Annotated in this window: 27 protein-coding genes and 1 tRNA gene; 4 read left to right on the top strand and 24 right to left on the bottom strand. The window is 53.8% G+C overall.

Annotation, left to right across the window (positions count from 1 at the left end; translation table 11 throughout):
* Positions 1-237 precede the first annotated feature (237 nt).
* The 6 genes from PHC90_02925 to PHC90_02900 form a co-directional block, all read right to left on the bottom strand.
* Positions 238-1,263 (bottom strand): lytic transglycosylase domain-containing protein, encoded by a 1,026-nt coding sequence (locus PHC90_02925; GenBank protein MDD3845296.1) that lies wholly within the window; start codon positions 1,261-1,263, stop codon positions 238-240.
* Entirely contained in the window at positions 1,260-1,484 is a 225-nt protein-coding gene (locus tag PHC90_02920; GenBank protein ID MDD3845295.1) for a hypothetical protein, read from the bottom strand. The genes PHC90_02925 and PHC90_02920 overlap by 4 nt, the downstream gene beginning before the upstream one ends.
* Positions 1,471-2,046, bottom strand: coding sequence for a DedA family protein (locus PHC90_02915; GenBank protein ID MDD3845294.1), 576 nt, complete (start codon positions 2,044-2,046; stop codon positions 1,471-1,473). Before PHC90_02915 ends, PHC90_02920 begins: the two co-directional genes overlap by 14 nt.
* A gap of 171 nt (positions 2,047-2,217) precedes the next feature.
* Positions 2,218-2,928 carry a twin-arginine translocase subunit TatC gene (locus PHC90_02910; GenBank protein MDD3845293.1) on the bottom strand — a complete coding sequence of 237 codons (711 nt, stop codon included), beginning with the start codon at positions 2,926-2,928 and terminating at the stop codon, positions 2,218-2,220.
* Complete coding sequence (locus PHC90_02905; GenBank protein MDD3845292.1) at positions 2,907-3,524, bottom strand: DUF502 domain-containing protein; 618 nt, start codon at positions 3,522-3,524, stop codon at positions 2,907-2,909. Before PHC90_02905 ends, PHC90_02910 begins: the two co-directional genes overlap by 22 nt.
* 130 nt (positions 3,525-3,654) lie before the next feature.
* Complete coding sequence (locus PHC90_02900; GenBank protein ID MDD3845291.1) at positions 3,655-5,622, bottom strand: thioredoxin domain-containing protein; 1,968 nt, start codon at positions 5,620-5,622, stop codon at positions 3,655-3,657.
* A gap of 237 nt (positions 5,623-5,859) precedes the next feature.
* On the opposite strand from PHC90_02900, the gene PHC90_02895 reads away from it, so the two are divergent.
* On the top strand, positions 5,860-7,059 hold the full coding sequence (locus tag PHC90_02895) for a prolyl oligopeptidase family serine peptidase (GenBank protein ID MDD3845290.1): 1,200 nt from the start codon (positions 5,860-5,862) through the stop codon (positions 7,057-7,059).
* A 4-nt stretch (positions 7,060-7,063) separates the two neighbouring features.
* Here PHC90_02895 and PHC90_02890 read toward each other — a convergent pair whose 3' ends face one another.
* The 3 genes from PHC90_02890 to ahbC form a co-directional block, all read right to left on the bottom strand.
* Positions 7,064-8,080 (bottom strand): radical SAM protein, encoded by a 1,017-nt coding sequence (locus tag PHC90_02890; protein ID MDD3845289.1) that lies wholly within the window; start codon positions 8,078-8,080, stop codon positions 7,064-7,066.
* The gene (hemB, locus tag PHC90_02885) at positions 8,056-9,042 is read right to left on the bottom strand and encodes a porphobilinogen synthase (GenBank protein MDD3845288.1); all 987 of its coding nucleotides are present in this window, start codon (positions 9,040-9,042) and stop codon (positions 8,056-8,058) included. Before hemB ends, PHC90_02890 begins: the two co-directional genes overlap by 25 nt.
* Positions 9,043-9,252: 210 nt before the next feature.
* Positions 9,253-10,437, bottom strand: a complete 1,185-nt coding sequence (gene ahbC, locus PHC90_02880) for a 12,18-didecarboxysiroheme deacetylase (protein MDD3845287.1) — start codon at positions 10,435-10,437, stop codon at positions 9,253-9,255.
* A 112-nt stretch (positions 10,438-10,549) separates the two neighbouring features.
* Here ahbC and PHC90_02875 point away from each other — a divergent pair.
* Positions 10,550-10,628: transfer RNA gene (locus tag PHC90_02875), tRNA-Pro, on the top strand.
* 13 nt (positions 10,629-10,641) lie between these two features.
* Here the strand turns inward: PHC90_02875 and PHC90_02870 are convergent.
* From PHC90_02870 to PHC90_02815, 12 genes are all read right to left on the bottom strand, one after another.
* Positions 10,642-11,295, bottom strand: coding sequence for a nitroreductase (locus PHC90_02870; protein MDD3845286.1), 654 nt, complete (start codon positions 11,293-11,295; stop codon positions 10,642-10,644).
* Positions 11,296-11,328: 33 nt separating this feature from the next.
* A complete protein-coding gene (locus PHC90_02865; protein ID MDD3845285.1) occupies positions 11,329-12,027 on the bottom strand; it encodes a phenylalanine--tRNA ligase beta subunit-related protein in 699 nt (232 codons plus the stop codon).
* Positions 12,027-12,428, bottom strand: coding sequence for a F0F1 ATP synthase subunit epsilon (locus PHC90_02860; protein MDD3845284.1), 402 nt, complete (start codon positions 12,426-12,428; stop codon positions 12,027-12,029). Before PHC90_02860 ends, PHC90_02865 begins: the two co-directional genes overlap by 1 nt.
* A 9-nt stretch (positions 12,429-12,437) precedes the next feature.
* Positions 12,438-13,859 carry a F0F1 ATP synthase subunit beta gene (gene atpD / locus PHC90_02855; GenBank protein MDD3845283.1) on the bottom strand — a complete coding sequence of 474 codons (1,422 nt, stop codon included), beginning with the start codon at positions 13,857-13,859 and terminating at the stop codon, positions 12,438-12,440.
* A gap of 17 nt (positions 13,860-13,876) precedes the next feature.
* A complete protein-coding gene (atpG, locus tag PHC90_02850) occupies positions 13,877-14,737 on the bottom strand; it encodes an ATP synthase F1 subunit gamma (GenBank protein ID MDD3845282.1) in 861 nt (286 codons plus the stop codon).
* Between the two features lie 11 nt (positions 14,738-14,748).
* Complete coding sequence (atpA, locus tag PHC90_02845; protein ID MDD3845281.1) at positions 14,749-16,257, bottom strand: F0F1 ATP synthase subunit alpha; 1,509 nt, start codon at positions 16,255-16,257, stop codon at positions 14,749-14,751.
* Between the two features lie 5 nt (positions 16,258-16,262).
* Entirely contained in the window at positions 16,263-16,805 is a 543-nt protein-coding gene (atpH, locus tag PHC90_02840) for an ATP synthase F1 subunit delta (protein ID MDD3845280.1), read from the bottom strand.
* Positions 16,802-17,296: an ATP synthase F0 subunit B gene (locus tag PHC90_02835; protein ID MDD3845279.1), complete on the bottom strand. Its 495-nt coding sequence runs from the start codon at positions 17,294-17,296 to the stop codon at positions 16,802-16,804. The genes atpH and PHC90_02835 overlap by 4 nt, the downstream gene beginning before the upstream one ends.
* On the bottom strand, positions 17,296-17,721 hold the full coding sequence (locus PHC90_02830) for a hypothetical protein (GenBank protein ID MDD3845278.1): 426 nt from the start codon (positions 17,719-17,721) through the stop codon (positions 17,296-17,298). The genes PHC90_02835 and PHC90_02830 overlap by 1 nt, the downstream gene beginning before the upstream one ends.
* 136 nt (positions 17,722-17,857) lie before the next feature.
* The gene (locus tag PHC90_02825) at positions 17,858-18,664 is read right to left on the bottom strand and encodes a ParB/RepB/Spo0J family partition protein (GenBank protein MDD3845277.1); all 807 of its coding nucleotides are present in this window, start codon (positions 18,662-18,664) and stop codon (positions 17,858-17,860) included.
* Positions 18,661-19,431 carry an AAA family ATPase gene (locus PHC90_02820; GenBank protein MDD3845276.1) on the bottom strand — a complete coding sequence of 257 codons (771 nt, stop codon included), beginning with the start codon at positions 19,429-19,431 and terminating at the stop codon, positions 18,661-18,663. Before PHC90_02820 ends, PHC90_02825 begins: the two co-directional genes overlap by 4 nt.
* 27 nt (positions 19,432-19,458) lie before the next feature.
* Positions 19,459-20,076 carry a class I SAM-dependent methyltransferase gene (locus tag PHC90_02815; GenBank protein ID MDD3845275.1) on the bottom strand — a complete coding sequence of 206 codons (618 nt, stop codon included), beginning with the start codon at positions 20,074-20,076 and terminating at the stop codon, positions 19,459-19,461.
* 46 nt (positions 20,077-20,122) lie between these two features.
* Between PHC90_02815 and lptA the strand changes: the two genes are divergently transcribed.
* A complete protein-coding gene (gene lptA / locus PHC90_02810) occupies positions 20,123-21,649 on the top strand; it encodes a lipopolysaccharide transport periplasmic protein LptA (protein MDD3845274.1) in 1,527 nt (508 codons plus the stop codon).
* Positions 21,650-21,743: 94 nt separating this feature from the next.
* Here the strand turns inward: lptA and PHC90_02805 are convergent, their stop codons facing one another.
* The 3 genes from PHC90_02805 to PHC90_02795 form a co-directional block, all read right to left on the bottom strand.
* A complete protein-coding gene (locus tag PHC90_02805; protein ID MDD3845273.1) occupies positions 21,744-22,172 on the bottom strand; it encodes a PaaI family thioesterase in 429 nt (142 codons plus the stop codon).
* A 3-nt stretch (positions 22,173-22,175) separates the two neighbouring features.
* On the bottom strand, positions 22,176-22,499 hold the full coding sequence (gene trxA / locus PHC90_02800; GenBank protein ID MDD3845272.1) for a thioredoxin: 324 nt from the start codon (positions 22,497-22,499) through the stop codon (positions 22,176-22,178).
* A gap of 91 nt (positions 22,500-22,590) precedes the next feature.
* Positions 22,591-23,196, bottom strand: a complete 606-nt coding sequence (locus PHC90_02795) for a molybdopterin-dependent oxidoreductase (GenBank protein ID MDD3845271.1) — start codon at positions 23,194-23,196, stop codon at positions 22,591-22,593.
* A 128-nt stretch (positions 23,197-23,324) separates the two neighbouring features.
* On the opposite strand from PHC90_02795, the gene PHC90_02790 reads away from it, so the two are divergent.
* Positions 23,325-24,497 (top strand): class I SAM-dependent rRNA methyltransferase, encoded by a 1,173-nt coding sequence (locus tag PHC90_02790; GenBank protein ID MDD3845270.1) that lies wholly within the window; start codon positions 23,325-23,327, stop codon positions 24,495-24,497.
* The last annotated feature ends 24 nt before the right edge of the window (positions 24,498-24,521 follow it).

The following is a 24,521-nucleotide window of genomic DNA, read 5'->3' as shown; positions in this document are numbered from 1 at the left end:
CTCAGATCCTCTTTGAAGTGTTTTGCTGCAAAAAAACTTAAAGGCAGAAAATGAAACTATTCGGTCACTTTGTTCACAATTTCACAATGGCAAACTTTACCCAATTGAGAAACATTTGTCAATCATAAAATACCCCGTTATTTGCTTTTTCTTTGCCAGTCGAAAAACGTGAAAACCAGAGTCTGGTGGTCGTTGATAACCCATGGTTTCGTTGGGTTACATACTTATCCCCGTGGGTCACCTCACTTCGATATAATCGTGGCTTTTCATTTTCTTTATGAATATATCTTTCTTTTCCACGGGAACATTTATCCGATACAGGCCCTTGGGGAGACGGTATCTTCTGAGGTGAATGTTGTTGATCCTGAAGGTCCTGTAGGGAGCGTCCATCGCCTTCGCGAGGATGTAAGACGGGAATTCCCTGCTGGCCTCGATGGTTACCTCCGAGAGGATGACGGGTCGGTAAAGGTCCTTGTCATCTATCTTAATTCCATAACGCTCACGGTTCGCAATGATCTCCTTCAATGCGAGGACCCTGAAGACATAGCGCTCCGTCTCTTCCGGAAGGTACATGTCGAAAAAATCCCTGGTAGCCTGGTTCTCGATGACCTCCCTCACACGCCCCGGACCCGCATTGTAGGCGCACATAGCGAGAAGCCAGTCGTTGAACTCGCCGTTGAGTCTCTTGAGGTGCGTTAAGGCGGAACGGGTGGCAGTTTTCACGTTGAACCGTTCGTCGATATGCTCGTTGACGATTAGGCCTTCCCGTTTGCCCGTTTCCTTTATGAACTGCCACATACCCCCCGCGTTTGCGCGGGATACGGCCCTTGGATTCAGGTAGCTCTCGGTTACGGCGACATAGATGAGGTCCGAAGGCACGCCCATGCGACGAACCTCTTCGGAAATCATGGGGAGGTACTTGTAGTAGCGTTTAATAACAATCGTCAGCAATCCTCTGTTCTCCAGGAATTGAAAGAACTCACGCTCGAAACGCTCCCGAACGTCCCCTCTGTACAGGGGGATCTTCTTTTCGCAAAGCACCAGGTTATCCGGCAGGGCGTCGAGATTGAAAAGATCGGCCTGTCGCTGAAGCCTCATCACGTCCTTTTCAAGGTCACCCATTCGTTTCTCTATGTTCGCATTCGTCTTCTTCGGAACACTCTGGGCGGAAAGGACCGATACGTTGAAAAAACCGACCATGAACACCATACCGAGGGTGATGGGAATGAAGAGGGACCGCACCACCGGCCCTACGTGCTTCACGACTCCTCCCTCACCATCTTCGTCAGGATCGAGATCCTGTTTCCCATGCGCTCGATAACGCGCTTCATCTCTATTTGAACGGCGGCAAGGTTGTCATATTTCTTTTTGTACACCGCCTCGATCTCGTTCTTCCAGTGTTCGACGATCTCTATCTCTTTCTTGTTCGCCTCGGTCTCAAATTTCCTCCGTAGCTCACGCATCATTTTTTCATTGATCTCCATAGGTCTCCCTCTCCTTTTTGTTGACTATGTGCCGGTATACAAGAATAAATAATACAACGAGACCGAGGACCACCGGCACGATCACTGTTTCATATTTCTTGATATCATCGACAAAGACAACGACAACCCTGCCGAAGAGATATCCGATGAGGCCCACGAGGATGCTCCAGCAGATGGAATTGAGGACGCTGAACAGGAGGAACCTGCCTATCTTCATGTTCGTGCACCCGAGAAGGATGAGAACAACGGCTCTTATTCCCACAAGAAACCGGATGGTGAATATGATGAAGTTCCCATAGTGTTTAATGATCCTGTTCGCAAGAGGCACCTTGTTCCTGATAAACTCGAAGCGGTCTATGATGGTCTTTCCGAAGCACCTTCCTATGGAGAAAAAGGTGCAGTCTCCCGCCAGTGTTCCCGCAAAAGCATAGAACATGACCATGAGAATGTTCATGTATCCCAGCCGCGAAAAGATACCGCCGAGGAGGACCGTTGTTTCTCCCTCGAGAAAAGTACCGACAAATATGCCGATGTAACCGTATTTTGCGATATATGCTTCCATGTCGCTAAGCCGTCAGCCCTTTTGAAGGATCCTCAATGAGGCCTCTTTCCGGCAGGTGCTTCATGTCCTCCTTGTGGACATTCATTTTATATAGATGGCATGGAATGGTCAACAGAACATTTCGCCGCTTCACCTACGCGCTCCCTTTGGCGCCTCTGAAAGTTCCGTATCTCAGGGGTCCATCGCCTTCTGCCTTTCTACCATCTTCACGAGAAGTATGCCGATCTCATAGAAGATATACATCGGGCCTGCCAGGAGAGTAAGATTGTACACATCGGGGGTGGGAGTGATGAGCGCCGAAGCTACGACAATGCCCAGAATGGCATATCGCCTTGTGCGCACGAGCATTCTTGCCTTGACGATCCCAAGCTTTCCCAGGGCGAGGAGAATGAGGGGCACCTCGAATGTGATACCGAATGCGAAGATCATGGCCGCGGAAAAAGTGAGATAGCGTTCTACGGATATCATGGCCTTGAGGACCTGGCTCTCATAACCTGTGACGAGAAACGTTATGCCCGAGGGAAGCACCACCTTGAAACAGAAGAGACTGCCACCGTAAAAGAGTATTATGGCCGCGAACACAAGAAGGTACCCATAGACGGGCTTGATCTTGTACAACCCCTTCATCTCGTACCAGGCAAAGAAGATGATGACGGGAAGGGCGAAGAAAATGCCGGCAAAGAGGGCGAGCTGAACGGTGGCAAGAAACACCTCCTGAATGGTCAGGTAATAGACCTTGATGCCTGTCGCCTTGACGAGGAGCAGGAGCATTTCTTTTGAATAGATGAAGCTGACAACCCCGGCGACTGCGATAAAGGCAAGTGACTTGAGGAAAACCTTCCTCACCCCTGTAAGGGCGCCTATGATCTTTTCCCGTTCCATATGGATCCGCTCCGGGAGGTCCCCAGCGAGATAATGTATTTCAGCGCATCGTCCGTGGCCATATCAAGAAAAAGCAGGTCATCCTCCTTCGCGAGGATGATGTATCCCGATGTGGGGTTCGGCGTGGTCGGCACGAAGACCGAGCAATGCTGTACTCCCTTGATCTCCACCCTGTTCGTGACAAGACCTATCGCATACCTGCCCGGAAAAGGGAATTCGATGAGGACAACCTCCTTGAAGGATTGTATCTTCTCTGAAGAGAAAGCTTCCATCATGTCCTTGACAGAGCCGTAAATGCTCTTGATGATGGGAATCCTTTTTACCAGTTTTTCTCCCCGGAAAAAAACGGTCTTCCCGAAATAATTGGAGACGAAAAGGCCGGTGAGGTAGGTGATAACGACAAAAATGATGCATGCTGTTCCCGTTATATAGACCTCGCGCTGAAATACCTGCAAAAAGATGTTCCTCAGGGCCGGCCCAATAAAGTTCTCGATGAAGGAGACCACGAGGTAGACGATATAGGCTGTCACAATAAGGGGGATCAGCACCAGAAGCCCGGTAATGAACTTCTTTTTCACGTGATTAGCGATACTCATAGTGTCGACATACTATCGTCAGGAAGGGGGAAAGTCAATATAAGACAAGGACCGTTCCATGTTCGAGCAACTGTGTTCTGTGTCGAGAAACAAAAACCTCAAGATGTGGTTTGTGCCTTAGAACTCGGACCTAAAACCTGGAACAGTCTTTAAGAAATTCCTTCACCTTCTCGCCGGAGGCGAGCGGTTCGTAGCAGGTTGTGCCGATACAGGGGATGACGACATTTTCTCCGGCGGCATCGTAGGTGACGAAGGAATAAGGGTGGTGCGCAAAAAGGGCGGCTTCGGCGACCTGCGACCCTGCACCGCTTCGGACTTCGAGCTTTACGAGACGGAAAAAGGCATCGAGGGCACAGAAAAAGTAGGCTCCGTGAATGGACATGGATATCGCGTCGGAGAGGAACGCCTTCAGGGCATTCTCAGCATGTTTCCTGTACCTGTTGCTGTCGCCGGAGATCGCCGCAAACTTGAGAAGGAGAATTATGGCAAGGGCATTTGCCGACGGCCGTGGCACGTCCTCAATGCCCTTGAGGCGTATTCCGATAACCTCTCCCTCTGTGTCAAAAAACCCTGCTCCTTCGGTGTCCCAGAAACAATCGATGCACCTGTCGATAAGGTTCCGGGCCTCTGTAAGGCAGCCTCTTTCCCCCGTTGCCTCGTACACGGCAAGAAAGGCGTCGCAGAGATGAATATAATCGTCGAGCAAGGCCTTCACGCCTTCAGAATGGTAAAGTTCCCCCTCCCGCACGTTGAGAGCGCGGATCCTGGCGAGGCTCACAACGGCCCTGTCGAGGATCCTCCTGTCGCCGAATGTCCTGTAGGCCCTGCAATATGCCGATATCATCATGCCATTGAGGGAGGTATAGAGAGCGGTATCGATGAAGGGCTTCTGCCTCCTGTCCCGCTGGGCGAGAAGCTTATCTTTCCCCCGCTGCAGCACATTCGTTACATGAGCGGCGTCCATCCCCGTTCTCGTGGCGATCTCGTCAGCCGTCGCGCAAAGAGAGAGCACGACCCTGGATGGATCGTGGTGCACCGTTCTGCCCGGATCGAAGAGATGCGCCGACAACAGGGAGAACTCCTCATCGGTCAGGACCCGCTTGAAATCCTCCCGGGTCCACGTGAAATATCCTCCCTCGTCATCGGGCGTCACGTCGGCATCCATGCTGGCATAGAAACCGCCCTCGGGATGGGAGAGTTCCCTGTCGACGAAAGTGATTATACCCCGGGCCACGTCTTTGAAGCGGGGATCCTTGAAGGTCCGATACCCATCACAGTAATTCCTCAGGAGCCAGGCATTGTCGTCAGCCATCTTTTCAAAGTGAGGCACACCCCAGGCCTTGTCTGTGGAATAACGATGGAAACCTCCCCCTATGTGGTCATGAAAACCGCCTCCGGCCATCGCCGAAAGTGTCTTCTCCAGCATGTCGGCAAGGTTTTCATCGCCTGTAAAGAAATACCTTCCCAGAAGAAATTCGATGGCGCCCGACATGGGGAATTTCGGGGTGTCCCCAAAACCCCCGCATGTCTTATCGAATGACGCCAGCATCTTCTGTGCCGCCTCATCAGTGGCGGGGGAGGAAAGGGACGCTTTCGGGGCGCCGTCCATCTTGAGGGCATCGAGAAACAGCCTGCCCTGCTCTTCGATCTCGCCCCTCTTCTCCGCGTAATACCGGCTTATCGCCACAAGAACCGTCCCGAATCCCGGCATGCCGTGACTATCCACGGGAGGGAAATAGGTCCCCCCGAAAAAAGGCTTCTTCTCGGGGGTCAGGAAAACGCTCAGCGGCCACCCTCCGCTCTGACCCATCGCGGCAACGGCCTGCTGGTAGCGGCGATCGATGTCAGGCCGCTCGTCGCGGTCAAGCTTGACGGCGACAAAATGCTCATTGAGGATCGCTGCCAGTTCCTCGTTCTCAAAGCTCTCCTTCGCCATGACATGGCACCAATGGCACCAGACGGCGCCGGAACTCAGGAACACCGGTTTGTTCTCCCGCGCCGCCCTTTCGAAGGCCTCATCGGACCATGGATACCAGTCTATCTTCTGATGCGCGGCATGCTTGAGGTACGCCGACCTTTCATTGGCAAGCCTGTTCATGTTTCCTCCCTTCTGAGCGGCACCCAGATATTGTCATCAAATATCAGCACGAAAGGAAACCGTGTCAACAATGTACCCAATGGTTTTTGCCCTTGTCACTTATCCCTTCATCGGGCATAATACACACAAACAGCAATTAAGACGAGGAGTCCGCCCATGAGATCTCTTAAACGTTTTACGGTATGTTTGGCCCTTGGTGTTGCAGCGCTCATATTCCTATGTGCGAAAGGGGAAACAATGGACCTCATCTTTAAAGATGCGCAATACTCTTTCCAGGCCCTGAGGACACTGTCCGCAGCCGCCGGCGGCGCTGCCGACATCGGGGAATGCCTCAAGACCGCATACCGCATCAAGGAAGGTGACGATGAAAGCTGGTACCGCGAATGGCTCCTCACGGCACAGCAGCGAAGGAAAGCAGCGGACGATCTGGCTTCGCGCGGCAAGAGCATAAGCGCATTCAGGGAATACCTCAAGGCGTCCAATTATTACCGGGCGGCCGAGTTCTTTCTCCACAAGAACCCGGGCGACCATCGCATCCTTGCAACGTGGCGCGAGAGCCGCGAGAGTTTTCTCAGGGCGGCAAAGCTTTCTCGTTCGCCCATAATCCCCGTAGAGATCCCCTTCGAAAACACAACTCTTCCCGGCTATTACTGCCTGGTCGACGGCAAAGAGGTGAAACGGCCCCTTCTCATTATCCAGACCGGCTTTGACGGAACGGGTGAAGAACTCTATCATTCCGTGGCGATCTTCGCCATTGAGAGGGGGTACAACTGTCTTATCTTCGAAGGGCCGGGACAGGGGCGCGTCATACGTGAACAGAAAATACCCTTTCGCCACAACTGGGAGACCGTGGTCACCCCCGTTGTTGATTTTGCCCTCGCACAGAAGGAAGTGGACCCCCAACGTGTAGCGATCATGGGGATCAGCTTCGGCGGATACCTGGTGCCGAGGGCCATGGCCTTTGAAAAACGTATCGGGTTCTGCATCGCCAATGGCGGCGTTTACGATTTCCATAAAACCGCGCGGCTTACACCGGAACTTGAAGCGATGATCGACTCGAAAGAAGCGTCCGAGGCCTTCGACAAGGAGACTTATGAAATGATGCAGAACAACCCCTCATCGCGATGGGCGATCGGCAACGGCATGTTCACCTTCCATGCAAGAAGCCCGTCGGAGTGGTTCCGGATGACACGGGCCTACACGCTTAAGGGAGTTGCGGACAGGATCACCTGCAGGATGCTCGTCGTCGATTCCCAGGACGACAGGGACATGCCCGGGCAGTCAAAGGCACTCTTCGATGCACTCAAAGGCCCCAAAGACTTTTTACTTTTCACCAGGGAAGAAGGAGCGGAAGAACACTGTCAGATAGGGGCTTCCTTCCTATCAAACGCACTCATCCTCGACTGGCTGGATGATGCGATGAAAACAAGACGATGATGCGTCATTCATCCTGCATCATGTAAGAACACAGCGGTTCCTCTTCCAAATAGTTTCCCGTCGCCTCATAGGCGCGGGCACGGCAGCCGCCGCAGATGAGGATATGGCGGCATCGGCCGCATTTGCCTTGATATGATGAAACATCGCGGAGGTGCCGGAAGACCTCAGAGCCTTCCCAAACCTTTTTCACGCCTTCCTTTCGGACATCGCCCGAAGGGGCTTCAAGATACCCACAGGGCTGGGCGACACCGCGGTGCGAGATAAACATGAAGCTTTTCCCCGCGAGGCACCCGGCACTTTTCGGCGTTTCGCCATCTTCCTTCACGATGCGATAGTAGTGGGGGGCGCAGGTGACCTTCATCTCCAGTTCGTTCTTTCTTTCCATGACACGAAGCCGGTGGAGTACCTTCTCATAGGCCGCAGCGGACAGTTCCTTGCCCTTGAGACCCGTTCCCCTGCCCACGGGGACGAGAAGGAAAACGTGCCAGGCAACAGCCTCCAGAGACTTCACGAACTCGTATATCTCGTCGAGGTCATCGACATTGAGTATCGTGACCGTCGTGTTTATCTGGAATGGCATCCCCGTGCCTTTGAGAACGCGCGACGCTGCGATCACGGCTTCGAAGGAGCCGTTGACGGCCCGAAAGCTGTCATGGCTTCGCCTGTCCTTTCCGTCGATGCTCAGGCTCACCCGCCTGATCCCGCAAGTCTTGAGCCTCCTCGCCGCCGCCTCATCGAGCAGGGTGCCGTTGACGGCGATCACCATTCTCAACCCCCTATCGTTCCCATACTGGATGATTTCGAAGATATCGGGCCTCATGAGCGGTTCCCCGCCAGTGAGGATGACCGTCGGCTCTGAAAAGGAGACGATGTCATCGATGACCTTCCTGCATTCCTCCACTGAGAGTTCACCCTCATAGGGACCCGACGCGGCAGATGCGCGGCAATGGATGCAGGAGAGATTGCAATTGCGCGTCAGTTCCCAGGCGACCATCCTCAGAGGGTATGTTCTTTCGCCCATGTTCCGATCTCTTTTGCAAAGTAGGTGATGATGATGTCCGCCCCGGCGCGCCGGATGCTCGTCGTGGATTCAATGACAGCCCTTTTCAGGTCGAAGGACCCCTTTGCGGCCGCGAACTTTATCATGGAATACTCACCGCTGACGCTGTATGCCGCCAGCGGTATGTTGAATTCGGCACGCGCCGACCTGAGGACATCGAGGTAGAAGAGCGCCGGTTTTACCATGACGATGTCGGCCCCCTCCTCGATATCGAGGGCGATCTCCCTCATGGCCTCGCGGCCGTTGGGGGGATCCATCTGGTAGGACCTGCGGTCGCCGAACTGCGGTGCCGACTCGGCGGCCTCCCGGAAGGGGCCGTAGAGACAGGAAGCATACTTGGCGGCATAGCTCATAACGGGAACATTGTAATCGCCGTGGAGGTCAAGCATCTCCCTGATGGCGTGCACCCTGCCGTCCATCATATCCGAGGGCGCGACCATATCGGCGCCGGCCATCACGTGGGTGAGCGCACTCTTTGCCAGGAGCTTCAGGGTCTCGTCGTTGTCGACGTGGCCGTCCTTCACGATGCCGCAGTGACCATGACTTGTGTACTCGCACATGCAGACATCGGTGATCACGAGAATGTCGTCGCCGAAGCGGCTTTTTATTGCGCGCACCGCCTGCTGTGCCACACCGTTCTTGTCATAGGCGCCGCTGCCTGTCTCGTCCTTCCTTTCAGGGATCCCGAATATGAGGACGGCCGGTACTTCAGCCTCGAGCACACTATCGATTTCCCCGAGGACCCCGTCGACGGAGAACTGGCTTATGCCGGGCATGGCATCGATGGGCACCTCCCGTTCGCTCATCTCCTTGACGAAAACGGGGTAGACGAGGCAATCGGCGGAGAGAGTCGTCTCGCGCACCATGCTCCTAAACTTTTCACTCTTCCTCAGTCTCCTCGGCCTGTACGTCGGGTAACGCATAAAACCTCCCTGGAACATAATAACCAATAATCACATTCCAATAACCAGGGGAAGACAATTACCAATGGACCAGGCACCAATGACCAAGGAAAAAACAACAACGGCCACCTGCGCATGGAGGATGCAATTCGTCTCGCCGTTGCCTTTGCTTGGTTATTGGTCAACTGGTCATTGTCCTTTATCTGGTTATCGGGATTTCGTCATTGGTTATTATTTTCTTATTTCCTCTTCCGTCAGATAACACTGCGGATCATGCGCCCAGAGGTCGCCTGTCGCGGCTTCGGCACGGACACGAAAGTTTCCGGCGCAGACATCGAGCCACTTGCACGTTGCGCATCGGCCGCCAACGTGCTTCTTCTTTTCCTTCAGCCTTGTCATGACCGGATCGGAAAGGTCGGTCCAGATAGCACTGAAGGGCCGTTCGCGGACATTGCCGAAACCATAGTGCCTCCAGAACTGGTCCGCGTGGACATTCCCCCTCTCGTCAATGCAGCCGATGCCCACACCGGAGGAGTTGCCCTCGTTCATCCTGAGCAGTTCCAGCACCTCAACCGCCCTTCGCGGGTCCTCCTTGAGGAGCCTCAAGTAGACATAGGGGCCATCGGCATGGTTGTCGACGGTGAGCACCTCCACGGACCGGCCCCTGTGGAAAAGGGCCTTTGTCCTATCCATGATAAGGTCCACAACGCGCCTAGTCTCGACATGGGAGAGGTCCTCTTCCATGAGCTTCGAGCCTCTTCCGGCGTAGACAAGGTGGTAAAAGCAGACACGCTGGATATTCTCTTCCTCGATGAGATCGAAGATCTTCGGGACCTCATCGACGTTCCTTTTATTAATGGTAAACCGCAGGCCGACCTTGATCCCCGCCTCCCTCGCGTTCCTGATCCCTTCCATCGCCCTGCCGAAGGCCCCCTCAACGCCGCGGAAGGCGTCGTTCACCGCGCTCATGCCATCGAGGCTGACGCCAATGTAGGAAAGGGAACACCGCGAAAATATCTGCGCCTTCTCTCTTGTGATAAGGGTCCCGTTTGTCGATATGACCGCCCTGATGCCCTTCTTCACTGCATAGTCGATAAGTTCCGGGAGATCCTCCCTCAGCACCGGCTCGCCTCCGGAAAAGAGGATCACAGGCACACCGAAGCGTCCCAGGTCGTCGATAAGCGCCCTGCCTTCATCTGTCGACAACTCATCGCCTCTATAGTCTTCGCCTTCGGCAAAGGCGTAACAGTGGACGCACCTGAGATTGCACCGCTTCGTCGTGTTCCAGACCACAACGGGCTTCTTGTCCTTCGAGAACTGCAGGAGGTGTGACGGCAGACGCGATGATTCCCTGCCGTACCTCAAGGGGTCGGAGGCCTCGACGGCACCGCAGTAGAGTTTTGATATTCCAATCATAGTGCACCTATTTTGAGCTGAAAAGTGAAAAAAGTCAACGGCCTTGTCCTTCCCTGCAGCAACCCCCGAATTATTGAAAAGCAACTTTATCTATGATATGCTTGAGGCTGTTCGGGGCGTGGCGCAGCATGGTTTAGCGCGCTTGCCTTGGGAGCAAGAGGTCGCTGGTTCAAATCCAGTCGCCCCGACCATAAGAACGGTTTCTTAGTCTATCCACCGCACAAATTTCTCAAGATCGTCCCGGGGAGAGGTGAACTCGTTGACGGGGCTTGCGGCATCGGGATACCCAAGGGCGACACCGATGACCACGTCCTTGTTGTCGGGGATGCTGAGTATGTCCTTTATGTCGTCTTCATATGCGTTGATAAGACCGATGGGGCACGTGGAAAGGCCGACATTTTGGGCGATGAGCACAAAATAGCCAAGCGCGATCCCGATATCTACAAGACGAGCCTCGGAAAAGGCATTGTCGAGGCAAAAAATCACCGCCGCAGGTGCCCCGTAAAAGTTGCAGCTCCCTTCATTAACAAAACGGTTGAACTCCTGCCCCATTTTTTCCAGATAAGGGTTCATCAAGATGAAAGACTCGGCCCCCCTCTTCTGGAACTCCGCCGAAAGGGGCTTTACGTTCCCCGGACTGCAGGAGATCTGCTTTTCGCGGTAGAGCTTCACAAGCCGGCGGCTCAGCCTTTCCTTCTCTTCTCCCGTGACGACGATGAACTCCCAGGGTTGAAGGTTGATCGCCGACGGGGCATGAATGACAAGGCCCAGTATCTCCTCTATCTGCTGTCTTGAGACCGCTTCGGGCCTGAATGCCCGGACACTTTTTCTAACCTTGATGGCTTCGAGCAGATCCATGGATCACCCTCCCTTTTTCAACCCTGCGGGCACTTAGACCGCAAATTCAGTCTCCCTCCGCGATGCCGTCAGTATTTCCCGGTGGACGATCCTTCCGTATTCATTCACAAGGATGCTCTCCGCCAGGTCTTTAACAACTCTCTCGCACAGCCATTCCGGCAGACCCGACATAACATGTATCGGCAGGAAAACGCGGGTTGTCTCGCTTTCTATCCTGTCCTTGTTCGACCGCTTCCACACCCACCTGCGCGTGAGGGCGTCCCTGTCATCCCTGAAGATGACCTCCCCCTTGTCCACTATTTCCTGCTCACCCATATCCATGGGGACAAAGGTCTCACTCCCCTGTGCAAAGGTAAGTAAAATGTTGCCATCGATACCGTTGATGGCATGGCCGCTGATAGGAACGAGGTACTTGAGGGAGATCGAATTATACAGGTCGACGATGGGATTGAATCGAGGGAACGGTCCCCCCTTGAGGGCCTGCCTCAGAAGGGCCTCTATGGAGCTGGGATATTTTGTTGTGCCTATGCCCATCTTTTTGAAGGCTTCCCGCCATGCCTTGATGTTCGGATGGTCCTGCGGGCGTTCAAACGAAAAATGGACCATCAGATCGTCAACGACCTCCTCAAGTCCATCTTCGCCGTACCTTATGTTGTCAATCTCGCAAACAACCACACCGACCTGCAATGCAGGAAAAAGGCTGAATAGCCCTTCATCGATGGTGAAGACCATTATATTTTCTTTGACGCTACGCCAATGCGGGCAATCGCCCGAAGAAGTGCCATCTCATACATCCGGTATTCCACCTGATCATATGACATCGTCTTCAAAAGGGTCTCCGCGCGTTCCATTGCCTTTTTCGCACGTTCAACATCTATATCCTTCGAGGATTCAGCTGTATCTACAAGCAAAGTCACCTTGTCATCAACAACCTCGGCGAATCCGCCGCTCGACGCAAGATATATCGTCTCCCCGCCTTTCTTGTACCGGATCTCTCCGATCCGCAGGGTGGTGAGGAACTGGGTGTGGCCGGGCATGATCCCGAATTCGCCCTCCGCTCCCGTGGCCTCCACCACATCGACTTCATCCTTGACAACCGTTTTCTCAGGGGTAATTATCTCAAGGTTGAGCATATCGTTTTATTATTCTCCCATAAACTGTTTCGCTTTTTCAACAGCCTCTTCAATGGTACCAACCATGAAGAATGCCTGTTCCGGAAGGTCGTCGTGTTTACCCTCGACGATCGCCTTAAACCCCTTGATCGTGTCCTTCAGGGCAACATACCGACCCGGCTGACCGGTGAAAACCTCTGCAACGAAGAACGGCTGAGAGAGGAATCTCTGGATCTTCCTCGCCCTGGCAACTGTGAGCTTGTCATCCTCGGACAGTTCATCCATACCGAGAATTGCGATGATATCCTGAAGCTCCTTATATTTCTGGAGTACTGCCTGAACGTCACGGGCAACCTGATAGTGCTCCTCGCCTACGATCTGCGGGTCAAGGATACGGCTCGTGGAGTCAAGGGGGTCAACGGCCGGGTAAATACCAAGCTCCGATATCTGACGTGAAAGAACCGTCGTCGCATCGAGGTGCGCGAATGTCGTAGCCGGTGCAGGGTCTGTCAAGTCATCAGCAGGAACGTAGATGGCCTGCACCGAGGTGATCGAACCCTTCAGTGTCGACGTGATCCGTTCTTCGAGTTCGCCAAGGTCAGTGGCCAGGGTCGGCTGGTAACCAACGGCGGAAGGCATACGGCCAAGCTGCGCCGAAACCTCTGAGTTGGCCTGTGTGAACCGGAATATGTTGTCTATGAACAGAAGCACGTCCTGGCCTTCTTCGTCGCGAAAATACTCAGCGGCCGTCAGAGCGGTCAGACCGATCCTGGCGCGGGCACCCGGAACCTCAGTCATCTGTCCGTATATGAGTGCACACTTGTCAAGAACGCCTGAGCCTTTCATCTCCAGCCAGAGGTCGTTACCTTCCCTCGTGCGCTCACCAACGCCACCGAAGACGGATATGCCGCCGTGGTGCTGCGCGATGTTGTGGATCATCTCCATGATAACAACCGTCTTCCCGACGCCGGCGCCGCCAAAGAGGCCGACTTTCCCCCCCTTCGGGTACGGCTCAAGAAGGTCGATGACCTTGACGCCCGTTTCAAGGAGCTCGATCTTGGTGTTCTGCATTGTCAGGAGCGGTGCCGGACGGTGGATAGGATAGGTCATATCCGTCTTGACGTCACCCTGATTATCGACAGGCTCACCAACAACGTTGAGCACCCGGCCCAGGATACTCTTGCCCACGGGAATCGCTATCTGGCCACCCTTATACGCTGCATCCTGCCCACGAACGAGACCATCGGTCGTGTTCATGGCGATGCACCGCACCGTATTGTCTCCGACATGCTGGGCTACCTCAAGGATGAGATTTTCCGCTTTATCGTTAATAGCGGGGTTTGTGACATAGATCGCCCCATATATTGGTGGAAGCTGATCAGGTGGAAACCTGAAATCTACAACCGTTCCAATGACCTGCACTATTTTTCCTCTAACCTCCACGCTGCTCATCTATCTTCCTCCTTAGGTTATGTTCCTCTCAAGGCTTCAGCGCCACCAACGATGTCCAGCATCTCGTTGGTTATACCTTCCTGTCTTCTCTTATTGTAAACAAGGGTGAGGTACCGTACCATTTCACCACAGTTGCTCGTCGCATTCTCCATGGCGCTCATCCGGGCCGCATGCTCCGACGTCTGTGACTCGATCAGGGCATAATACAGCTTCGTGCTGATGTAGCGCGGAATCAACGATTCAACTATCTCTGTACGTTCCGGTTCGGATATGTAATCGATATACTCCACATCGTCAGGGGTCTTGATGGGAATGAATTCATCGAACACAATCTCCTGTTTCACCGCAGACGCAAAATAGGTATACGAAAGATACACCTTATCAAACTCGCCCGACAGATAGAGACTGATGATCTCTTCGGCAACGACATCGACGAGCTCCTGGTCAACCTTCTTGATATCGACCCAGTCCTTTACTACATCCGCCCGTCTCTTTGACAGGTAATCGCGCACCTTCCGGCCGAAGACATAAACCCCGACCCTTTCGTACTTGTCGCGGTTCTGCCTGGCGAAGTTTTCCGCAGTCAAGGACACATTGACGTTGAAACCACCGCACAGGCCCCTGTCGGACCCGATGGAGACTATAAGGACCTTCTTGACCTCTTCTCTCGCTGCGAGAAGCGGATGGGCGTCGTCGGGCATGTTCTTAACGACCCGTCCCGTGAGCTCCTCCATCTTTAAGGCGTATTCCTTGATCTTTTCAAGTTCTGTCTGCGCGCGCCTCAACTTCGACGCGGAGACCATCTTCATCGTCCTCGTGATGGTCTGCGTGCTGTTCACACTGCCTATCTTTCTCTTTATATCTCTTAGCGTAGCCACTCAAAGCTCCCTTAGTAGGTAAATCCGTCTCTGAATTCGCCGAGCGCCTTCGTAAGCTTTTCTTCGATCGACGCGTCTATGGCCTTCTTATCCCCGATATCCTTCAGGACGCCGGCATGCTTGGAATCCATGAAGCGCATCAACTCCTGCTCGTACTTCCTGAGGGCGCTTTCCGGATAAGTATCGATGAACCCGTTCGCTGCGGCATAGAGAAGCACGACCTGTTTTTCGATCGGGATCGGAACATACTGTCCTTGCTTAAAAAGCTCCGTCAACCTCGAACCGCGGGCGAGCAATGCCTGCGTCGCTTTGTCGAGGTCACTGCCAAACTTGGCGAAGGCGGCCATTTCGCGGTACTGGGCCATTTCCAGCCTCAGCCTGCCTGCCACCTGTTTCATTGCCTTTATCTGGGCGTTGCCGCCGACCCTGGATACTGAAATACCGACGTTGATGGCTGGCCTGACACCGGCGTAGAACAACTCCGGCTCCAGGTATATCTGTCCGTCGGTAATGGAGATAACGTTTGTAGGAATGTACGCGGAGACATCGCCAGCCTGTGTCTCGATGATGGGAAGGGCGGTCAGTGAGCCTCCACCATGGGCATCGTCCCATTTCGCCGACCTCTCGAGAAGTCTTGAATGCAGGTAGAAGATATCTCCGGGGTACGCTTCACGTCCCGGCGGCCTTCTGAGGAGCAATGCAAGCTGGCGGTATGCTACGGCGTGCTTTGAGAGATCATCGTAGATGATGAGTGCGTGTTTTCCGTTATCCCGGAAATACTCTCCCATCGAGGTACCGGCGAAGGGCGCGAGAAACTGCAGAGGCGCCGCGTCGCTGGCGGTTGCGGCTACGACAGTGGTGTACTCCATTGCGCCGTATTCCGTCAAAAGGTCGACTATCCTTGCCACGGAGAATCTCTTCTGACCGATTGCAACATATATGCAGAAAACATCTTTGCCTTTCTGATTGATGATCGTGTCAAGGGCGACAACCGTTTTCCCGGTGCCCCTATCGCCGATGATCAGCTCCCTCTGGCCTCTGCCGATCGGAATCAGGGCATCGATCTCTTTGATACCCGTCTGCAAGGGTTCCTTCACGGGCTGGCGCACAACAACGCCCGGCGCCATCTGCTCGACGGCGCGGAACTCTTTTGCCTCAATGGGACCTTTACCGTCTATGGGATTTCCGAGGGCGTCGACGACCCTGCCGATCAATGCCTCACCGACGGGAACCTGGGCGATCTTTCCTGTCCTCTTGGCGAGATCGCCTTCCTTTATCTTGTAATCCTCGCCGAAGATGACGGCGCCGATGTTGTCTTCCTCAAGGTTCTGCACCATCCCGGTGATGCCGTGGGGCAGCTCGAGGAGCTCGCCGGCCATGGCGTTCTCAAGCCCGTAGATCCTCGCAATTCCATCGCCCACCGTCATGATGACGCCGGTCTCCTGAAGGTCGATCTCCTTTTCGAAGCCCGATATCTTCTGCTCTATAATCCTGCTTATTTCGTCGGCCCTGATCTCCATAGACACTACTCCTTCAGTATATTTTCCTGCAACGTGTGCAGCTGTCTTCTCACGCTTCCGTCTATTATTGTTCCCTTGATGGCCACCTTGACCCCGCCGATGAGGCTCTTGTCCTCCTGCACTGTCAGGATGACCTTCTTCCCGAGCTTCTCACCCATTTCGGTCTCTATTTTCGTCTTCATGGCATCGTCGAGGGGAAACGCCGTCCAGAGAGTGCCCTTCACTCTTCCTTCCTTTTCATCCACCAGGTCGTTGTAGACATCCCTGATAAGTGAGAGGTACCCCATCCTGTTCTTTTCGAGAAGCATCGTGAACATACTGGCAAGGGGCGTGGAAACTTCAAGAGATCTCAGGACGTCACTGAGGACCTCTTTGCGCTTTTCCACCTCCACGAGGGGAAGTATGATGGCTCTCTTCAGGCGCTCTTCCCTGTCGAAAACACCAAGGATACCTTCTATCTCAGATTGGTATTCCTTGTACTTTCCATTCTTTTCACCGACATTGAATAGTCCTTTTGCATATCTCTTGGCAATGGATTGGCTTATCAATTCATGCTCCTCAATTTTAGGATGAATTCTTCAACCAGTTGGTCGTGATCCGATTGGGTGATCTTTTCGGTGATCAGCTTCCCCGCCTGCTCGATGGTGAGATGGGAGATCTCTTCCTTGATCCTCCGGGCCACCTCTTTGGTCTCCTGTGCAGCTGTCAGACGGGCCTGTTCCCTTATTCTTGCCGCGAAGCTCATTGCTTCATCGATGATCTTCTTCTTTTCGGTTTCCGCTTCCTGCGCGGTCTGCTTCCTGAAAGCCTCGATCTCTCCATCCAGCCTGTCGAGCTTAGCTTGATACTGGGCCCGCAGGGCTTCGGCCTCATTCAGGGCCTTCTGTGTCTCTTCAAGCTGGGTCTTGACAGTATGGTGGCGTTTTGCGAGGAAGCTTTTCAGGGGTTTGCCCACAAAATAAATGAGGAGACCCACGAGAACCGCGAAATTGAAAAATTTTAAGACTAAACTCCAGATCGACTCGCCGCCGGGTGCCATCAGATACTCCTTTGCAAGATCTTCTGCGCTGCTTCCGCTGAGAGTTTGCTGACATCGCCTCTCAGTGCGTCGTAGACCTTCTTGCCTTCCAGTTCTATCTCGCTCTTGATCTTTGCGAGCTCTTCGGCCAGCTCGCTTCTCGCTTTTTCGATCACGTGAACGGCTTCCTTGTTTGCATCCGAGAGGACTGCATCCCTGCTCCCGATGATGGGCTTTCTCTTCTCCACGAACGTGGACTCATAGTTCTTTTCCAGATCTATGGTGTCCTGTTTAGCCCGCTCGACGCCGTCCGTAAGGCCTTTGATGGCGCTCTGCCTTTTGTCCAAAGCCTTCAGCACGGGCTTGAAGAGGAGGAAATTCAGTATAAAAAGAAGGATGAGGAAGTGAATGAATTGGTACAAAATGGTTACATCGAAGTTAATCATAGGGAACTTCCTAATTAGATTGGCGTTTAACTATCCGTAGGTTTTTAACACAATTCCCGTCGGTATTTCAATTATTTTGTTACATATTTTCAAGAAATGTTGTCTGCGGCGGTTTGAGCCCGATGCGGGCATCATTTCAGCCCGTTATCAGCTCAGACAGGCGCTCCAGGTCCTCGCGTGAATAGAATTCAATGATGATCTTGCCCCGGTTCTTTCTCATCGTGATGTTCACTTTGGTCCGCAGGGCCTTGACCAGCATCTCTTCAAGGAATGCCACCGCGGGCTCCTTGGAAGGGGCCTGTTTCCTCGCCTGCCTCTCCAGTTCCCGAACGGATGTCCCGTCGCGAAGGACCTTCTCCACGAACCTCTTCTGTTCTTTTTCGTTCTTCAGCGAAAGGATGACCCGCCCGTGACCCTGTGTAAGCTTGCCCTCCGCCATGAGTTCCCTCACCCATTGCGGCAGCTTCAAAAGGCGCAGGCAGTTCGTGACAGAGCTTCGGTCCACCCCCATTCTCTTAGCAACCTCTTCATGGGTATATGCAAACTCCTCCACGAACCGGTCATAGACGCCAGCGACTTCAAGGGGCCCGAGGTCTTCTCTCTGGAGGTTTTCCATGAGGGCTATCTCCAGTGCCTCCCTGTCGTCGACGTCCCGCACCATCGCCGGCACTTCCCTGAGGCCCGCCAGAATGGCTGCCCGATAGCGCCTCTCCCCGGCGATGATCTCGTATATCTTACCCTTCCTCTTAAGGATGATCGGCTGGAGAAGACCCTTTTCGCCGATGGATGCCGCCAGTTCGTCTATCCCTTTTTCGTCCATTCGGATACGCGGCTGGGCCGGGTTCGGCACGATCTGGTCGATGGCGATGAGCCGTGTCGTTCCCTTTTCCTCCATGTCCTTGAGTATGGCGGAGAGTCCTCTTCCCAGCGGGTCTTTCTTCACGCCTCGCTCCTCTTTTCCAGAATTTCCGAGGCCAGCCGGAGATAGCTCTCGGCGCCCCGTGAGCTTATATCATAAAGAAGCGCCGGCTTTCCATGGCTTGGCGATTCACTGAGCTTCACATTTCGGGGAATGACCGTCGTGAAAACGGTGTCGTTGAAACACTTCGTAACCTCTTCCCACACCCTGAAAGAAAGATTGTTCCTCCGATCGAACATGGTCAGGAGTATGCCCATGACCTCGAGACCGGGGTTGAGCTTTCTCTGGATGATGGAGATGGTCCTCAACAGCATGGCAAGACCCTCGAGAGCAAAATACTCGCACTGCAGGGGTATGATGACACGGTCGGACGCAGCCAGGGAATTTATCGTGAGAAGCCCCAGCGACGGCGGACAGTCAATGAATATATAAGCATAGGTATCGCCCAGTTCCTCCATGGCCTTCTTCAGGGCGTATTCACGCTCGTTCGTGTCCAAAAGCTCGATCTCGGCACCTATGAGGTCTGGGTGAGAAGGGATGATATCGAGATAGGGAATTGCGGTCTTCCGTATCACGTCGCCCATGGTCTTCTCGCCGATAAGGACATGATAGATGTGGTCGGTGACATTATTGTAGGGGATTCCGAACCCGGAGGTGGTGTTGCACTGGGAGTCCATATCTATGATGAGGGTCTTGCGTTCGGATACCGCGATGGAGGCCGAGAGGTTGACCGCGGTGGTCGTTTTGCCGACCCCGCCCTTCTGGTTCGCGATGGAGATCACCATGACAATTTCATTACCATACCATATTACTGTAGGCTAAGAAACTTTTTTATAGATGAGAAGCCTGTACTCTTTCGCAACCCCCGGCAACGCATAGGATAGGTTCTTTTCAACCCCGTACCCCGGGCAGGGTCTTTCATTCTCCTTCTTTCCCTTCAGCACGAAGACAAGCCCTCCGGATGCAACATGCCTGTCGGCGGCCGTGAGGATAGCACGGGTTGTTCCGTAAGCCTTGGCGACAAGCCCATCCGCTTTCAGAGGATCGATCACCTCCACTCTTCCCTCTTGCGGCATCAGATTGCGAAGTTCGAGCATGCGCCGAACATGGCGTTGAAACTGCATCTTCTTGACGCTGCTGTCCACGGAATGCACCGTGATCCCTTCATTGAGGATCGCCAGCGGGACAGCGAGGATACCCGACCCCGAGCCCACATCGACAAGGGCACTCCGGTCCTTTATGAAGGCGTGGAGAAAAAAGGAATCCGCCAAAAGCTCCCTGCAGACACGTTCCATGTCCTTGAGACCCACGAGATTGATCCTCCGGTTCCATCGATCGAGCTCCCCGACGAACCGCACGAGACGCATCAATCCGGCCTCATCGAGGGGGATGCGGAAATGCTCCAGAGTCTGTCCTATCAGTCCTTTAAAGTCCACGCGCTAAAGAATAGCATATTTTTTTTTCTTCTGTTATACTAAGCGCATGCGAAAATTTGCCTTGCTTTTAATTGCTTTATTTGTGCTCGTTTCCTGCTCTTCAAAGGCACCAAAGAAAACCGAGAATCCCGTCGATCTTTACGTCACCGGCGTCGGTCTCATGAACACCAAGAAATATGATAAGGCCATAGAGAAATTCAAGGCCATCCGTGAACAATACCCCTTCGATCCCATGGCCCTCGTCGCCGCCGTTAAACTCGGTGACACATATTTCCTGAAGAAGGACTACGTTCTGGCCGCCGGCACTTACGAAGATTATTTCAAGGCCCACCCCGATGAAGAGAATATCCCCTATGTTCTCTTCCGTCTTGGCGAAAGCTACGAAAAGCTCTCACCCAGCATCGACCGCGATCAGGCAAACACGGTGAAAGGTATCGAGCGGATAACGTATCTGAGAAACCGCTATCCCATGAGTTCCTACTCCAAAGAATCCGAGCCGAGATTGAAGAGGTTCATACAGAAGCTCGCCGACCGGGAACTCTACATCGGGGAATTCTATGTCAGGACCGCCCAGTACAATGCGTCCATCATCAGGCTCGAAGGTATGCTGAAGCGCTATCCCAAATCGAGGAATGCCGACAAGGCCCTCTTTTACCTTGTAACTGCTCACCGGGAACTGGGCGACCAGGACGAGAGCGATCGCTACCTGGAACGGTTGCGCAAGGAATACCCGAAAAGCATTTATGCACGGTCCACTATCAGGCAACGCAAGACCCTGAAAATGGTGCGCGCGGAAGAAAAAAGTGCTGCCGCTACCACACCCGGTGCCGCGGCACCCCGCCCGGCGTCCCCCGGTCCCTCCATGCTCAGCCAGAGCGGACCCGGCATCCCTGTAGCCAGTGCAACGACTTCCGGCGGCGGCAATGCAGCCACGGAAATGCCGCAGTACAGGGAAAGGAAAAAGAAGGAAATAGATCTGAGACCTCCAGAGACGGTGCCGGCGGCGGCACAAGCGTCCGATAAGCCGGCAAAGGAACCGCCGGCAAAAGAGCCGGTAAAGGTGGCTGCCGTCCCAACAACAAAGCCTGCTCAGACAGCCGCCAGCGATGAGAAAGAATCCTCGGAGAACAAACCAAAGGCAAAAGGCATGGACAAGGCACTGGGTTTCCTGGACCAGAAAAAACCCATAGACATCGTTTCCGATACGATGGAAGGTTTCGACAAGGAGAAGTACGTCTTCTTCAAGGGCAGCGTCGTGGCCAAACAGGATGATCTCTACATTTACTCAGACACGATGGAGGCCTTCATGAGCGCCGACACCAACGAGATCGAGAAAGCCAACGCAAAGGGCAACGTGAGGATCATCAAACAGAACCGGACGGCAACCTGCAAAGAGGCCTTCTTCGATAACGTCAAGGCCGAGATCATCCTCAAGGGGGATGCCGTCGTGACCTCGGGCCGGGACAAGGTCGAAGGCGACGTCGTCACTTACTATGTCAATGAAGACCGTGCGGTGGTCACCGCGGAAAAGAAGAAGAAAGCAAAAGTGACCATCTATCCGCAACAAAAGTAGAGACGGCAAAACACCATTTCTCACAATCTCACGAAAAGCTTCCATGCAAAAGCAAAGTACATAAGGGTCTTGTCTTTGACCTTGAAACCTGAGACTATGTCTTGCCTTCCAGAAAAGGAACGGGATCGGACTTTCGATATACCAGGGCCTGGCACACGGCAATGGTGTCGTCTCCGTCCTTTACCGTTATGTAATAGGATGCCGTCCTGTTCGTCTTGTGCGTTTCCTTTGATTCGGCGAGGAGCAGGGATCCTTTCCGGGGCGGCTTCATGTAGGTAATGTTCATGTTCAGCGCGACGGCTATCCTGTCATGGCTGTTGGACGAGATCTCGAAGGCCTCGTCAATGAGCCCGAAAATGGCCCCGCCGTGGGCGTTGCCGTAAATATTGTCCATGTCCCCCGTGTAACACATCTCGCAGAGGGCGTATCCTTCGCTGACATCTTTAAGGCGTATATCGAGAAGACGTGCAAAGGGCTCTTTTCCCACCTGATCGAAATAGGCGCTCTTCTTTTTGTCGTCCATCCCCTAGAGCACCTTTTTCAAGGCATTGTCGACGTTTCCCCTGGGCTGCGCCCCGACAATGCGTTCCGATTCGGTGCCGCCCTTGAAGATGATAAGCGTGGGGATTCCCCGCACGCCAAATTGTGCCGCGGTCTGGGGGTTCTCATCGACGTTGAGCTTTAGGACCTTCACCCTGCCTTCATATTCCGCCGCAAGGGCATCGATCACCGGGCCCATCACCTGGCATGGACCGCACCAGGTGGCCCAGAAATCGACGAGAACAGGGATGCTGGAATCGAGCACCTCCGCCTTGAATTCTCCGTCCGTTACCGCTTTTGCGCTGTTCATACCATCCTCCTTATTCGTTTTCCGCCGCAAGATATCCGGGCAGGCAAGGTTTCCATATAGTTAAGCCCTTGGAAAACCATTGTCAACCATTTCAGCCCTCAAGACATTCCTTCCATTCCTCTTCGGAGATGCGCCGTATCCTGCCGCCGTCGTTCATGTCCCGTACGAGCCCCGCCTCGATGCAGGCCTCATCGGTATACCCGCGTTTTTCCCAGTACCCCGATACGTAATGATCCATGAGGGTAAGGCGAATGATGCTCTTCGCCGATTTATATCCCCAGAGGTAGGGAACAAAGGCCCTTACCGGCCCGCCGTAATCCTCTTCAAGGTACTCCCCGTCGAATTCATATGCCAGGAGCGTCCTGTCCCTCATGGCCGTTTCCACGGGAATGGACGTGTCGTAGATCCTCCTTATCGACCAGAACCGTACAAATGTCACGGAAGGATGGGCCTTAACGGAGTCCATGATGTCGAGGACCCTGACACCGCCCCAGTTTCCCCGCACGGTGAAGCGGGTAACACTTGTAAGGCGCGCGTCGACCACTTTCTTCGGCATGGCCTTGAGGTCAGCCCAGGTGAATGTGCGCGGCTCGTCACAGAGTCCCGTCACCTCGATCTCCCACCCCTCCCGGTCGAGAACTCCGGGATGCCCTTCGGCCCAGAACACGGGGGTCTTCAATTCTTTCAGACTGCTCATGACAATCTCCTATTTTAAATAATATAATGACCAATGACCAAATTCCAATAACCAATAAAATATCGTTCTCGTTATTTGCTTATTGGTTATTGATTTATTGGTCATTGTGCTCATATACTGACACGATCATGATGAAACTTACCGTCAGGAAGGACCGCAGCGGACCCGTTCGAGGTTTTCATCCCTGGGTCTTTTCAAAGGCACTTGCGTCCATACCGGAGGGTCTGACGCCGGGCGAACCCGTCGAGCTTTGTGACGAGTCCGGCTCGTTCATGGCCTCCGGCTATTTTAATTCTTACGGGCAGATATCGGTACGGCTCTGGGGGAGCGAAAAGGGCGAGCCCGTCGGGCCTGATTTCTTTGCCCGCAGGATAGAGAGGGCCGGCGATGTCCGCCGCCGCTACGTGGAGAGCCCGGGGACGAACGCATACCGTCTCGTAAACGGGGAGAGCGATCTCCTTCCGGGCCTTATCGTGGACAGGTACGGGGAATATCTCGTGGTGCAGTTCCATACCCGGGGCATGGAGCGCTGGAGAAATGAGGTCGTCGAATCTCTTGTAAGAACATTTCGGCCAGAGGGCATCTGGGAACGCTCCGACGTCTCCGTGAGGAATATCGAGATGCTCGGGGCCGTCAAGGGGCTCTTGCACGGGAGCGTACCCGATGTGATCGAGATCAGGGAGAACGGCTTCAAGTTCCTCGTCGACGTCAAGGAAGGACAAAAGACGGGCTTCTTCCTCGATCAGCGTGACAAACGCCTGGCCTTCGTGAGATACGCGACGGACAAGGATGTCCTCAATTGCTTCTCCTACACCGGAGGATTCACGGTCTATGCGATGGCCGGGGGAGCCCGCCGGGTTGTCAGCATCGATTCTTCCCGGCGTGCCCTCGACGTGGCGAGGGAAAACATCATGCTTAACGGATTCGATCCATCCCGGTGCGAATTCATCTGCGACGATGCAAAAAAACACCTCAAGGAAACCGCTGCGCGCTTCGATGCGATCATTCTGGACCCGCCGGCATTCATAAAAGACAGGAGAAAGAAGCCGGAAGGCCTCGCAGGCTACCGGGCGATCAACGAAATGGCCATCAAGAACCTTTCACCGGAGGGCATCCTCGTGACATGTTCCTGTTCCGCCCACCTGTCCCTCAGCGATTTCCGCTTTCTGCTGTCAGAAGCCGGTGCAAAGACCGGAAGAACCCTCACTCTCCTCGAGGTCCACACCCACGGAATAGACCATCCCCAGTTGGTCCCTTTCACGGAAGGGGAATATTTGAAATGCTTCTTCTTGAAAGGATGAAACAGTTCTAAGTGTTGAGCTTCA

Source organism: Syntrophorhabdaceae bacterium, from assembly GCA_028698615.1.
Classification (GTDB): domain Bacteria; phylum Desulfobacterota; class Syntrophorhabdia; order Syntrophorhabdales; family Syntrophorhabdaceae; genus Delta-02.
Note: the sequence above shows the minus strand (reverse complement) of the source record. Positions and strands in the feature narration are given on the sequence as shown.